Origin of the sequence: Rhodococcus sp. ARC_M5 (assembly GCF_022810405.1) — a bacterium.
Taxonomy (GTDB): Bacteria; Actinomycetota; Actinomycetes; order Mycobacteriales; family Mycobacteriaceae; genus Rhodococcoides; species Rhodococcoides navarretei.
This window is the reverse complement of sequence record NZ_JALGQE010000009.1, coordinates 91671-105562: the sequence shown is the minus strand read 5'-3', so window position 1 is coordinate 105562 and position 13892 is coordinate 91671. Positions and strand designations below refer to the sequence as shown.

The window sequence follows — 13892 nt, the reverse complement described above, 5'->3', positions numbered from 1 at the left end:
CGCCCAGCTCAGCGCCGCGCCGCGTGCGCGGTATCGAGCACGATCTGCGCGACGGCAGCTGCTGCGCCCTTGTGCCCGGCACCGGCCGCGGCACGGGACATGGTGGCAATTCGGTCGGTATCGGCCAACAGCGCCACCACCGTCTCGCGCACGTACTGCTCGGTCAGTGTCGCATCGGATACCAGGATGCCACCTCCGGCGTCGACCACGGGACGGGCATTGAGCTCCTGTTCGCCGTTCCCGTGCGGGAGAGGTACGTAGATCGCAGGCAGCCCGGTCGCGGAGACCTCGGCGACGGTCATGGCACCGGACCGGCATATCGCCAGGTCCGCGGCCGCATACGCGAGATCCATCCGGTCGATGTACGGCAACGCGACATACGGCGCGTCCGGATTGCTCTGCTCGACGTCGAGCGAGTTCTTCGGACCGTGCGCATGTAGAACCGAGATACCGGCACCGGCGAGGGCTGCCGAGGCTCCGGACACCGCGTCGTTGAGTGACCGGGCCCCCTGCGAGCCGCCGAACACCAGGAGAACAGGGCCGTTCTCCGGCAGGCCGAAGTGGGCGCGGGCCTCCGCCCGGACGGCAGCCCGGTCGAGTCCGGTGATGGTGGGACGCACGGGAATTCCGATCACGTCCGCATCGGCAGCTCCGTGCGCGGCGATACCCGACCCGGCGACGGCTGCGAGCACCCGCTGGGCGGACCGGGCACCGACCTTGTTGGCGATGCCCGCTCGCGCGTTGGCCTCGTGGATGACCACAGGAATTCGGCCGCCACGGCCGAACAGTCGACCGCGGGCAGCGAGATAGGCAGGCAACGCGACATAGCCGCCGAATCCGACGAGTACGTCGGCCTCCACGGCCGCGAAGATCTCCCGAGTACGGCGCACCGATCGCACGACGCGCAGCGGCAGCTTGAGCAGGTCGACGGTGGGCTTACGGGGCAGCGGAACAGGCGGGATGAGTTCCAGTGCGTACCCGCGAGCCGGGACGAGCGTCGTCTCCAACCCGCGGCTGCTGCCGAGAGCGGTGACGGTGACGGTGGGGTCGAGGACACGCAGCGCGTCGGCCACAGCGAGCGCAGGCTCGATATGCCCGGCCGTTCCGCCGCCGGCCACCACTACGGAAATAGGTCGAGATGTCTGCTTCACCGTCGATATCCTCGCTCACCCGAGCGAACGGGTGGGCGACCGGGTTGTGGTTCCGGCCGAGGACGCTGGGCCGATCGCGACCCCGCAGCGGGCTCTCGCCGGACTGGCTCACTGCGCCGGGGATTCCCGCGGGACGACTCGCCCCGATAGCCGGTCGATTTCGGAGACATCGTGTTCGTCCTGGAACTGGAGGCTCGTGTGCGAGTACGGCCCGGCTCGGCTGCCCTCGCTGCACGGCCGTCCTTGCCCTGGCCCTTACGGGACTCGAGCCGCTTGCGATCCTGCGCCGCCAACGTGGGGCGAGTGGACTTCGACCGCGCCATCGCGGCTCGCTTGGGCGAGAACACGGCGGGCAGCGGCAGTTTCAGCGCCCGCGCAATACGGCCCTCCTGCCCCGCGTGCAGGGCTGCGATCGCCTCCGGTTCGTGTCGGGCGGCGCTTGCGATGATTCCGAACATCAGCAGCGTGATCGCGGTGGAGGTACCGCCGTAGGACACCAGCGGCAGCTGCAGACCGGTCACCGGCAGCAGCCCGACGACGTAGCCGATGTTGATCATGGCCTGACCGAACACCCAGCACGTGGCACCCGCGGTCAGTAGGCGCAGGAACGGATCGACCGAACGCATGGCGATCCGCAGCCCGGTGTAGACGAAGAGGCCGAACAGTCCGATGACTGCGAGGCAGCCGATCATTCCGAGTTCCTCGCCGATGATGGCGAAGATGAAGTCGTTGTGGGCGTTGGGTAGGTAACTCCACTTCGCGCGGCTCTGACCGAGCCCACGACCGAACATTCCGCCGTCGGCGAGCGAATACTTGGCCTGAGTCGACTGATATGACAGACCCTGGGTGTCCTCACCCGGGTTGAGCCAGGCCTTGACGCGATTGGATCGATAGCCGGCTGTGAACGCGAGAACGGTTGCCAATGCCAAACCGGTCATCAGCACCGCACCGAACAGCCGGGCATTGAGGCCCGCGAACCACAGCAGCGCCACCAGGATGATGCCGAGGGCGATGGCGGTACTCAGGTTCGGCTGCAGTACGACGAGCAGACACATCAGCAGACCCGCAGGCAAGAGCGGCACCAGCAGCGACTTGATGTTGCCGTGTTCGCTGCGACGCGAAGCCAGCAGGTGCGCACCCCACAGAACCAGTGCGACCTTGGCCAGCTCGGACGGCTGGAAGGACACGACGCCGAAATCGAACCAGCGGCGTGCACCCTGGCGTTCGGCACCGATGCCCGGAATCAGCACCAGCATCAGCATGGTGATCGAGACCAGGAACAGCGGGAACGACAGCTTCCTGAGGTACCGAACCGGCAGCCGGAGAGCGACGTAGAACGCGACGACTCCCAGCGCGACACCGATCAGCTGCTGGGTGAAGAGCGCGTAACCGGATTCATCGGCTGCGAAGGACTCGGCGGACGACGCCGACAGCACCATCACCAGTCCCAACACCGTGAGCAGGACGGCGATCGTGACGACGAGATGGAAGGACGCGAGCGGCCGGCCGAACCACAGGCCGATTCGGGTGCGTGGAGCGGTGGTACGACGAGGTGGGCGCGGTGCCTGTACTGCCGCGGTCACGATCGCTGCGATCCGATGTCGGTGGCGTCGAGAAGCTGGACGGATTCGGCGAAGCTGCGGCCGCGGTGACCGTAGTCGGCGAACATGTCCAGTGACGCGGCGGCCGGGGCCAGCAGGACGGTGTCCCCCGACGCGGCAAGTTCGGCCGCGTGGGCCACGACGGCCCGCATCACCGCATCAGCATCTTCAGCACCATGAGTCACACCAGCATCGTCTCCCGAAGGGAGCCTGACGACCGGAACATCGGGCGCGTGTCGCGCCAAAGCCTCTGCGATCTGCATCCCATCGCGCCCGAGGACGACTGCGGCAACCAGTCGATCGGCGATGTCGACCACCAGATCGTCGATCACCGCACCCTTCAGCAACCCGCCCGCGATCCACACGACACGATCGTGCGCAGCGATCGACGAGCGAGCAGCATGCGGATTCGTCGCCTTCGAATCGTCGATGAACGTCACCCCGCCGACCTCGCGTACCACCGCCGCCCGATGCGGCCCGACCCGATACGTCTGCAATCCCACCCGAACAGCGCCGGGCTCCACGCCGATCGACCGAGCCAGCGCGCCTGCCGCGAGCGCATCGAGAATGCCGGACGGTCCACTCGGCTCGACTTCGTCGGCGGGGAGGAGATCGACGTTCTCGCCGAAGGCGTCGTCCACGAGCGTCCCTGCCCGAACCCCCAGCTCACCCGAGGCCGGCTCACCCAAACGGAAACCGACAACGGTCGACGCCGGAGACCCGATCGACAAACTCGCCGCCCGAGAGTCGTCGAGACCGACCACCGCCACTTCGCCGGTCAACGCACGAGCCTTGGCCTGGACGTATCCGTCCATCCCGCCGTGCCAATCCAGATGATCCTCGGCGATGTTGAGCACCACCCCCGCCGCCGGACGCACCGACGGGGCCCAGAACAACTGGAACGACGACAACTCGACGGCGAGCACACTCGGATGCGGGGTACCGCGCAACGCGTCGGCGATGGGGAGTCCGATGTTGCCGCAGGCCACCGACTCGATACCGGCGGCGTCGAGGATCGAGGCGAGCATCGAGGTGGTGGTCGTCTTTCCGTTGGTTCCGGTGACCACCAGCCAGCGAGTTCTGGGGCCGTACAGCTCCGCCCGGTCCACGTGCCAGGACAACTCGACATCGCCCCACACCGGAATGCCTCGGTTCGTTGCGGCCGCCAGCACCGGCGAATCGGGCCGGAAGCCGGGGCTGGTGACGACGAGCGAAAACGCAGCGAGCGCCGCAGGATCGCCGAGCAGGTCGTCCTGCAGCACCACCGCCGCACCCAGTTTCGACGCATCGTCCAGCGCGGCACGACTCGAATCGGCAACCGTGACGACGGCACCGAGATCGAGCAACGGTCGGACGACGGCGAGTCCGGACACACGGGCACCGGTCACCAGCACCGAACTGCCGCGCAACCAGGTCAGCTCGGTCGAGGATTCGTCCATGCGCTATCCGCCGACAGCAGCGAGATATTCGCTGTAGAACAGGGCGAGTCCGACGGCCGACGCAATGGCGGCCAGCAGCCAGAATCGGATGATCACCGTTGTCTCGGCCCAACCGGCCAGCTCGAAGTGATGATGGAACGGGGCCATCCGGAACACGCGTCGGCGACTGGATCGGAACACCGCCACCTGGATGACGACCGACGCGGCCTCCGCGACGAACAGCGCACCGATGACCACCATGATCAGCTCCGTCTTCGTCACCACCGACAGACCGGCGATCAGACCGCCGAGGGCAAGAGAGCCGGTGTCACCCATGAAGATCTTCGCCGGCGCGGCGTTCCACCACAGGAAGCCGATGCACGCACCGGCAGCGGACGCACAGACCAGGGCCAGGTCGAGGGGATCTCGAACGTCGTAGCAACCGGGGGCGGGCCCGGAGGGGCCTGCGCACGCCTGGCGGTACTGCCAGAAGGTGATGACGGTGTATGCGCCGAGCACCAGGGTCATCGACCCGGCGGCGAGGCCGTCGAGTCCGTCGGTGAGGTTGACCGAGTTGGACCACGCGATCACGAGCAGACAGACGAAGAACACGAAGACGACCGCGGACATCGACCAGGTGGCGATGTCGCGAACGTACGACAGTTGGGTGCTGCCCGGGGTGAGACCACTGTCGCTGCGAAACTGCAACACCAGGATTGCGAACAGCACGGCAGCCGTTATCTGACCGACGTACTTCCCGGTCGCGTTCAGACCCAGGTTGCGCTGCTTGCGGATCTTGATGAAGTCGTCGAGAAAGCCGACCAGGCCGAGCACCGTGGTCAGGCCGAGAACCAGCAGGGCCGAGGCCGACGGACCGTCGGCGTCGTACCCGATACCGATCAGATGCGAGCCCCAGTAACCGGCCCAGATACCGACCAGAATCGCGACGCCGCCCATCGTGGGAGTGCCGCGCTTGGACTGGTGACTCGCCGGGCCTTCGACGCGAATCTCCTGGCCGAAACCCTGGTTCGAGAACGCCTTGATCAGCACCGGGGTCAGCAGAATCGCGACCGCGAGCGCGATGCCGCCGGCGAACAGGATCTGCCTCACTGCTCACCCTCCGCAGCGGCGCTCGATGCATCGGCCAACAAAGCGTCTGCGACGGTCCACATGGCACCGGACTGAGAGGCCTTCACCAGCACGATGTCGCCGGGACGCACCTCGTCGAGCAGTACCTCTATCGCCGACTCACGATCGGGGACCAGCATCGACTCCTCGCCCCACGAACCCTCCATGACGGCACCCTGGTGCAGCGCCCGAGTGGGACGACCGCTGTCGACGATGATCAGACGGTCGACGTCCAGGCGCACCGCGAGGCGGCCGATCGCGTCGTGCTCGACCACAGAGTCGGCACCCAGTTCGCCCATCTCCCCCAGCACCGCCCAGCTGCGGCGTTTCGGTCCGTCGTCGCGACGCGACATCGACACCAGTGCCTTGAGCGCAGCGCGCATCGAATCGGGGTTGGCGTTGTACGAATCGTTGACGACAGTGACGCCGTCGGCACGGGTGCGCACATCCATCCGCCTGATCGACGTCGGCGCGGCTGCCCCGAGCGCCTCGGCGACCTGCGCCAGCGTTGCCCCGCACTCGAGTGCGACGGCCGCTGCTGCGAGAGCGTTGCCGACCTGATGCTCACCGTGCACGGCCAGGGTGATCGCTGCCGTGCCCGCTGCGCACTCGAGCGTGAACGACGCCCGGGCGTCGGTGTCGACCTGCACGTCGGTCGCTCTGATGTCGGCATCTGCGTTGCGTCCCACCGTGACGACGGATGCCGTTGTGCGCGTCGCCATCTCGGCGACGAGACGGTCATCGATGTTGAGAATCGCCACTCCCCCGTCGGCAGCACTCGGCAGAGCTTCGACCAGTTCGCCTTTCGCCAGTGCGATGGCTGCGCGCGAGCCGAACTCGCCCAGGTGCGCGGTTCCGACGTTGAGCACCACCCCGATCCGGGGCGGTGCGAGCGTGGCGAGTTCGGCGATGTGGCCGATTCCGCGGGCGGACAACTCCAGACACAGGAAATCGGTCTCGGCATCGGCCCGCAGCGCCGTCCACGGATGTCCCAGTTCGTTGTTGAACGATCCGGGCGGTGCCACCACCGAGCCCAGGGGCTCGAGAACTGCAGAGATCAGATCCTTGGTGGAGGTCTTCCCCGAGGATCCCGTCACGCCGACGACGGTCAGGCCGTGCTCGGCGCTCAACTCGAGCACCGAGGCCCGGGCCAGAGCGCCGAGTGCAGTCAACACCGCCGAACCGGAGCCGTCCGGGTCGTTCTCGAGCGCCATTGCGCGACTGTCGTGCGGAACCGGACGGACGACCACGGCCGGTACGCCCACCGGACGCGCGGCCAGCACCAGTGCCGCACCTGCGGCCACCGCGTCGGCGGCGTGGTCGTGACCGTCCACCTTCGCGCCGGGAAGGGCGAGGAAGACACTGCCGGGGGTCACCTTGCGGGAGTCGAACTCCACCGGCCCAGGCACAACGACCGTCGGATCCGGCACGTCGTGCACCGTGCCTCCGACGATCTCGGCGATGCGGTCGATCGAGAGTGGGATCACCGTACGCCCGCGCTCGTGCCGACCCGACGCGCATCGATGGCCGAGGCCAGGACCACTCGATCGTCGAACGGATGCTTCACGCCCGCTACCTCTTGGCCGGTCTCGTGCCCTTTACCTGCGATCAACACAACATCCCCTTCGCGTGCCCACGCCACGGCCTGTTCGATCGCCGCTGCGCGGCCTGCCACGTTCCTTATTTCACCGCGGGCCTCTTCGGGCACCGACAGAGCACCGTCCTCGACGGCCTGCCGAATGGCGGCCGGGTCCTCGCTGCGCGGGTTGTCGTCGGTCACCACCAGCAGCTCGGCACCGCGCGTTCCGGCTGCACCCATCAGCGGACGCTTTGCGGTGTCGCGGTCGCCACCTGCTCCGAGCACCACCGCGATCCGTCCGCGCGAGGATTCGCGCAGCGTCGCCAGCACGGCCTCGACGGCAGCAGGCTTGTGCGCGTAGTCGACCACCGCCAGGAAGTTCTGCCCACGATCGATCCGCTGCACGCGACCGGGTACGTCGACCGTCGCGACCCCGGCCAGGGCGCTGCGCACATCGGCCCCGGCCGTCGCGCAGGTCGCCAACGCGAGGACGGTGTTGGCGACGTTGTAGCGCCCCGGCAACCGGACCGAGACCGGCAGCGACGCACCCTGCGGATCGGCGACGGTGAACGACTGCGTGCCGTCGTCGTGCTTGGCCCAGTCCGACACCGTCCACTGCGAATCGGCACCGGTCGACGCGGTCACCACGGTCGACCCGGCCGATCGAGCGATCTCTGCCATCCGAACGCCCCACGCGTCGTCGACACAGACCACGGCGGTGTCGGCACGAACCGCCGAGTCGGCCGCGAACAATCGGCTCTTGGCCGAGAAGTAGTCCTCGAGAGAATTGTGAAAGTCGAGGTGATCCTGCGAAAGATTGGTGAATGCACCGATCGCGAAGCGGGTGCCGTCGACCCGGCCGAGCGACAATGCGTGCGAGGACACTTCCATGACCACCGTGTCGACACCCTCCTCGACCATGACCGCGAAGAGAGCATGGAGTTGCGGAGCCTCGGGCGTGGTGAGCGCGCTCGGTACATGCCGGCCCAGAACACGTGTCTCGATGGTGCCGATCAGACCGCACCGACGACCGGCCGCGGTCAGGCCGGCTTCGAGTAGATAGGACGTCGTCGTCTTTCCCGACGTACCGGTGATACCGATGACGGTCATCTTCGTCGACGGGTTGCCGTACACCAGCGCGGAGACCGCCCCCAGTACCTGGCGCGGATGATCGTGGACGAGTACCGGAACCTGTCGATCCGTGCCTGCGAGCGCTCCCCGCACGATCTCCAGTCCGGCCGGATCGGTGAGCACCGCCACCGCACCACGGTCGACCGCGTCGGCGACGAACTCGGCACCGTGTCGAGAAGATCCGGGCAGTGCTGCGAAGAGATCGCCGGGAACAACGGACTGTGCTCTCAGATCGATACCGGTCACACTCACACCGGCGGGGTCGCCCTCGCCGATCGTTGCACCGACCGCGGACGCCACCTCCCGAACTTCGGTGTGTGGTGGATGCGCCGGACGTGAACCCGGAGCCGGGTGTGAATCCGATGACACAGTCACTCCTGCTCCCTTCCTCTCTACTGCCGGCCGCGCGCCTGCCGCGGCTCGATCACGCCGCGGCGACAGCCGAACGAACACGTCCGAGCCGATGTGTCAGATTACCGGCGTCCGGGATGGTGGTGTCGCCACCCCGACTCTCGACCGGCGGGTCGGGATCTCAGTCCGCCTGCAGAACCAGCTTGGGTCCGGGGTCGGCAGACATCGGCACGCTGTCCCGTTGGAGCATCCAGCTGGCGATGTTGTGGAACAGCGGCGCGGCCGACTGGCCGCCCGAACCGTCGGCGCTGCGAGTCGGGGCGTCGAGCATGATCCCGATCACGTAGCGGGGGTCGTCCGCGGGCGCGATACCGGCGAACGTGATCCAGTAGTTCGAGTTCGAGTAGCACTTGCACTCGGGGTCGACCTGCTGAGCCGTACCTGTCTTGCCACTGATCTGGTAACCCTCGACCCCCGCGGCAACTCCGGTACCGCGCTGGTTTCCGGTGTCGTCCTGGGTGACGGATCGGAACATGTTCCGGACGGTCTTCGCGGTATCGGGACTGACCACGTACACCCCGTCGGGCTGCTGTGTCTCGGTTCGCTGACCGTTGGCGTCCACCGTCGCTTCGACGATTCGCGGCGGGATGCGGACCCCGTCGTTGGCGATGGCCTGGTACATCCCGGTCATCTGCAGCAGCGTCATGGACAGTCCCTGCCCGATGGGAAGGTTGGCGAACGTACCGCCCGACCACTGATCGCGGCTCGGCACGTTTCCCGCGCTCTCGCCGGGCAGACCGACGTCGCTGCGTTGACCGAGACCGAATCGGGTGAGCATGTCGGCGTAGCGATCCTCACCGACGCGCTGCGCCAGCATGAGGGTGCCGACGTTGGACGACTTACCGAACACGCCGGTCGACGTGTACGGCGCGACGCCGTGGTCCCACGCATCCTTGACCGACACGCCGGACATGAAGATGCTGCCCGGCACCTGCAGCACCTCGTCGGGTGTGGTGAGTCCGTACTCGATGGCTGCGGCCGCGGTGATGATCTTGTTCACCGAGCCGGGCTCGAACGGCGTGGTGACGGGCAGATTGCCCATTTCCTTGGTGCGCTCGTTGTTGCCGACTCCGATACCGGGGTTGAAGGTGTTGTCGTTCGACATGGCGAGCACCTCGCCGGTGTGCGAATCCTGCACGTACGCCGAGGCGTTCTTCGCTCCCGACAGATCCTTCGCCAACTGCACCTGCTGCTGCACGTAGTACTGCAGATCTGCATCGATGGTCAGTTCGACGTTGGAACCGTTGACGGCCGGCTGCTTGTCTCGCCAGCTTCCGGGAATGACGGCACCGTCGGATCCTCGGTCATAGGTCTGCGAACCGTCGGTTCCGGCCAGGGTCGCGTCGAGCGAATCCTCCAGACCGAGCAGGCCGTGTCCGTCCCATCCGGTGGCACCGACGATGTTCCCGGCCAGCGATCCGCCCGGGTACTCACGGATGTCCTGACGCTCGAGTCCGACCTGCTTGAAATCCTTGCTGATCTTCGACGCCACGGTGGCGTCCACCCCGCGGGCGAGGTAGGTGAATTCGTCGTTGCTCTTCAGCTTCGCGAGCAGATCCTTCTCGCTGATCACATCGCCGAGGTCGCTGTGGATGCGTGCGGCGATGTCCTCGAGGTACTGCTCCGTCTCCGGCTCGGTCGGGTCCTTCGCCCGGGCCTCGTCGAGTTCCTTGCGAACCCGAACCGGTTGGAACGTCAGCGCTTTGGCCTCCATCGTGAAGGCGATCGGATTGCCGTTCCGGTCCAGGATGGATCCACGCATCGCCGGATCCACGAGCGTGGTGGTGCGTTGGGACGCCGACTCGGCCGACAACCTCGGTGCATCGAATCCCTGAATCCACAGCAACTGGGCCGCCGCGACGGCGAGCGCCAGGTACATCAGAACGCGGCCGGTGCCGTGACGGAACCGAAAGGTGGACGAGTCGAGACGCTTTCGGCTCGGTGGCCGACGGCGTGGAGCAGGCGTAGGCCTGGTCACTGCCCGTCACCCGATGCTTCGCCGGTGGACTCGGGTGCCTCTACCGCAGGTGTTTCGAGCGAGGGGATGCTCATGGGAACCAATTGTTCAGCAAGCGCGGTGTTTCCAGCTCCATTGCTCGAGTTCGGCGTGGCGGCGCGGGTGTCGATCGTCCCCGACGGCCGGTTGGGCTGCGATGCGCTTCTCGGCGTCTGCTGCTGCGATGACTGCGTGCTCGGATTCGCGACGGTGCCCTCGCCTGAGGCTGCGGACGAGACCGGATCCAGCGGTGCCACCGGCGTACCGTCGGCCGGAGCCGGGGTACCGACGACCTGGACGCCGCCGTCCGGCGCGACGATCAGACGCGCGGGGTTCTTCGCCGGGACCATTCCGAGCTCGGCGGCCTTGCGCGCCAACTCGGGGGCGGATTCCGCCAATTCGACATCCTTCTGCAGCGACGCCCGCTGCTGAGCCAGTTCGGTGTTGACGGCCTTGGCGGCACTGAGATCATAGGAGTCGCCCGCCGACCGAGTGGTCAGCAGCAAGGTCAGACCGAGACCGATGGCGAGCAGACCGATGATCAACGCGACGAACGGAATTCGCGCAGCAATAGCGCTTCCGTTCAGCGTCGGCCGCGCACCGGTTCCGGACCCACGCGCAGAATCCGAGGTGTGGACCGACACTCGCTGTTGCCTGCGCTCGTACGCGCGTAGTGCGGCACCGGACCGTCCACTGCCCTTGCTGGTACGTTCGTGCCGCGGCACCGGAACCCGATTGCGTTGTGTTCCAACGGTTGTGCCTGGAACCGTCATTCCGCTCTCCTTGCAATCCGTTCGGCGGCGCGCAATCTCACCGGAGCCGAACGTGGGTTGACGTCGATTTCTGCATCCGAGGCACGCTCGGCACCTCTGGTCAGGAGTCGGAACTCCGGACCCATTCCGGGAAGCTCGACCGGCAGCCCCTCGGGACTGCGCGACTTGATCCGAGGTGCCAACTCTTGCTTGACAACTCGGTCTTCGAGCGATTGATACGACATGAAGACCACCCGACCGCCGACCGCCAAGGCGTCGAGCCCGGCAGGTACTGCTGCCTTCAGGGAGTCCAGTTCACCGTTGACCTCGATGCGCAGGGCCTGAAAGGTGCGCTTGGCAGGGTGTCCACCGGTACGCCGCGTCGCAGCCGGTATTGCGGCATAGAGCAATTCGACGAGCGGGCCGCTCGTGGTGAAGGGTGTGTGCTCACGTCGACGCAGCACAGCGGAGGCGATCTTGCCTGCGAATCGTTCCTCGCCGTAGGTGCTGAGTACCCGGGCTATCTCACCGTGCGAGTACGTGTTGAGGACATCGGCGGCAGTGATTCCCACCGTCGGATTCATTCGCATGTCCAGTGGGGCATCGACGGAGTACGCGAATCCGCGATCGGACTCGTCCAACTGCATGGACGACACGCCGAGATCGAAGAGAATGGCGTGAACGGAGTCGACCGGCGGCAGGCCCGCCTCGTCGAGCGCTTCTGCGATTCCGTCGTAGGTGGTGTGCACCAACGTGATTCGGTCGCGGAAGGGAGCCAACCGGGTGCCCGCGAGCGTCAGGGCGTCGGGATCCCGGTCGAGTCCGATGAGATGCAGGTGCGGATAGGTCCGAAGAAAGTGCTCGGCATGACCACCGAGTCCGAGGGTGGCATCGATCATGACGCGTCGACCGTCGGCGGAATCGAGTGCGGGTCCGAGCAGTTCGTCGGCTCGCTCGAGACGAACCGGAACGTGAACCGGGCCTGCGGATCGACGGTGGGTTCGGTCTGCGGACGATTCGCTCTCGTCCGGTCCGGCGCCCTCCGTCATGGTTCCTCCCGGTCGTGCGTACGTACTTCTCGCCCGGGTCCGGGCCGTGCGGGTCGCCCACGGAAGCCGATGCGAATGCATCGAGGTCCCTGTCCGATAGGGAACCTGGCGTTGGGGAAGAACGTCAGGGTCCTGATCTGCGAAACCTGGCGTTGGGGAAGAACGTCAGGGTTCTGATCGGGCAGAGGCCTCGCTGCACTCGCAGGCGACCTGGGCGGGCTACAAGATCCCTCCGAGGGACTCGTCGAAAGCGTCGGAGAAATCCTGCTCGTTCTCAGCGGAGTAGCGGGCCCACGCTTCGTCGTTCCAGATCTCGATGAAATCCATCGAACCGATCACCACACAGTTGCGTTCGAGCCCCGCGTAACGGCGATGCTCGGCACTGATGGTGATCCGACCCTGTCCGTCCGGTCGCTGTTCGTCGGTTCCCGAGAAGAACTGGCGAACGTAGGCACGGGCTTTGGGGTTGGCACGCGAAGCTGCCGTCAACTTCCGTGAGCGCTCGGCGAAGTCTGCCGCGGTGTAGACAGCAAGGCTGAAATCCTGCCCCTTGCTCACCATGACACCTCCTGCAAGCGCGTCCCGAAACTTGGCCGGCAACGTGAGTCGACCTTTGTCGTCGAGCTTCGGCGTGTAGGTACCGAGAAACACTCGCCACCTCCAGCCTCGACTCTCCGCTGCGGACCACTTTACCCCACTCTCCCCCACTTCGAACCATTCACCGCCGGAAAACTTTGGGAACACACGCAAATCCGCAGGTCGATGTACACAAGATCGATGATGGCGACAGTGATGCGCCGGCCGAAGAGGAGAGCGATGCACGAGAGCGATGGCGCAGAATTTCAGCACAATGGCGGTCCGACCAGGCATTCAACACTGACAGTGGTGAGCGAAGACGAATCAGCACCAGAAAAGGGCACACCGGTGGGGAGAAGTGGGGAGGGTGGCCGACAGTGGGGAGCGATGGGGAGGCAGGGCAGCCCGCGCCACCGGCGGGCAGAGCTACCCGAACAGCGCTCCACGCGACTTCGAGTAGCGCGGGCGGTTCAGCAGTGGGCCGGATCCACGGAGTCCATGGGAGGGCAGAAACGACAACAGCACCTCACCCGAAGGTGAGGTGCTGTTCTTGGTGAGCGCGGGAAGCTGCGCAGACGAGCCGGTACAGGCCGGTTGCCTGGAACCTGGTCGACTCAGTCCTGCTCGAACCTCTTGCGGAACCGATCTTCCATCCGAGAGCTGAAGCTGCCGCCTTTGCGGCCACCCTTCGACTTCTGCCCGGAACTACGCCCGGACGTTTCGGCAGCATCGTTGACCGAGCTGCCATCGTCCTGCGACGCTGCGGCTCCCTTGTTGGAGCCGCCGAACAGGAACAGTGCCCCGGCACCGAACATGAACAAAAAGCCGATGAGGCTGACGACGAGAAAAGCCAGACTGTTCGTCGACAATGCAACACCGGCGACGAGCAACACGAGTCCCACAGCGAACAGTGCGGCAGCCTGAAAGCGCCTCCTGCTCGACGCCGCGCGAACGCGACCGCCCCTCACATGAGAGGCGAATTTGGGATCCTCGGCGTAGAGAGCGCTCTCGATCTGATCGAGCATGCGCTGCTCGTGCTCGGAGAGTGGCACGGTACCTCCCCCTGCACAGATATTGAAGGTCATTTCGGTTGCGAAACG

11 protein-coding genes are annotated in these 13892 nt (G+C 66.2%); all 11 read right to left on the bottom strand.

The window, feature by feature from the left end:
* Positions 1–8: 8 nt before the first annotated feature.
* The 11 genes from murG to MTX34_RS15625 all read right to left on the bottom strand — a co-directional run bounded on the left by murG (position 9) and on the right by MTX34_RS15625 (position 13844).
* A complete protein-coding gene (gene murG, locus MTX34_RS15675) occupies positions 9–1151 on the bottom strand; it encodes an undecaprenyldiphospho-muramoylpentapeptide beta-N-acetylglucosaminyltransferase (protein ID WP_243594994.1) in 1143 nt (380 codons plus the stop codon).
* Positions 1148–2734, bottom strand: a complete 1587-nt coding sequence (ftsW, locus tag MTX34_RS15670) for a putative lipid II flippase FtsW (RefSeq protein WP_243594995.1) — start codon at positions 2732–2734, stop codon at positions 1148–1150. The genes murG and ftsW overlap by 4 nt, the downstream gene beginning before the upstream one ends.
* Positions 2731–4191, bottom strand: a complete 1461-nt coding sequence (gene murD / locus MTX34_RS15665; protein ID WP_243609967.1) for a UDP-N-acetylmuramoyl-L-alanine--D-glutamate ligase — start codon at positions 4189–4191, stop codon at positions 2731–2733. Before murD ends, ftsW begins: the two co-directional genes overlap by 4 nt.
* A gap of 3 nt (positions 4192–4194) precedes the next feature.
* Positions 4195–5280 (bottom strand): phospho-N-acetylmuramoyl-pentapeptide-transferase, encoded by a 1086-nt coding sequence (gene mraY, locus MTX34_RS15660; RefSeq protein ID WP_243609966.1) that lies wholly within the window; start codon positions 5278–5280, stop codon positions 4195–4197.
* Entirely contained in the window at positions 5277–6785 is a 1509-nt protein-coding gene (murF, locus tag MTX34_RS15655) for a UDP-N-acetylmuramoyl-tripeptide--D-alanyl-D-alanine ligase (RefSeq protein ID WP_243609965.1), read from the bottom strand. The genes mraY and murF overlap by 4 nt, the downstream gene beginning before the upstream one ends.
* Positions 6782–8383 carry a UDP-N-acetylmuramoyl-L-alanyl-D-glutamate--2,6-diaminopimelate ligase gene (locus tag MTX34_RS15650; RefSeq protein WP_243609964.1) on the bottom strand — a complete coding sequence of 534 codons (1602 nt, stop codon included), beginning with the start codon at positions 8381–8383 and terminating at the stop codon, positions 6782–6784. Before MTX34_RS15650 ends, murF begins: the two co-directional genes overlap by 4 nt.
* Positions 8384–8540: 157 nt before the next feature.
* Positions 8541–10397, bottom strand: a complete 1857-nt coding sequence (locus tag MTX34_RS15645; RefSeq protein ID WP_243609963.1) for a penicillin-binding protein 2 — start codon at positions 10395–10397, stop codon at positions 8541–8543.
* On the bottom strand, positions 10394–11188 hold the full coding sequence (locus tag MTX34_RS15640) for a hypothetical protein (protein ID WP_243609962.1): 795 nt from the start codon (positions 11186–11188) through the stop codon (positions 10394–10396). Before MTX34_RS15640 ends, MTX34_RS15645 begins: the two co-directional genes overlap by 4 nt.
* The gene (gene rsmH, locus MTX34_RS15635; protein WP_243595001.1) at positions 11185–12216 is read right to left on the bottom strand and encodes a 16S rRNA (cytosine(1402)-N(4))-methyltransferase RsmH; all 1032 of its coding nucleotides are present in this window, start codon (positions 12214–12216) and stop codon (positions 11185–11187) included. Before rsmH ends, MTX34_RS15640 begins: the two co-directional genes overlap by 4 nt.
* A 219-nt stretch (positions 12217–12435) precedes the next feature.
* Positions 12436–12867: a division/cell wall cluster transcriptional repressor MraZ gene (gene mraZ, locus MTX34_RS15630; protein ID WP_094679124.1), complete on the bottom strand. Its 432-nt coding sequence runs from the start codon at positions 12865–12867 to the stop codon at positions 12436–12438.
* A 539-nt stretch (positions 12868–13406) separates the two neighbouring features.
* The gene (locus tag MTX34_RS15625) at positions 13407–13844 is read right to left on the bottom strand and encodes a DUF3040 domain-containing protein (RefSeq protein WP_243595002.1); all 438 of its coding nucleotides are present in this window, start codon (positions 13842–13844) and stop codon (positions 13407–13409) included.
* Between the last annotated feature and the right edge of the window lie 48 nt (positions 13845–13892).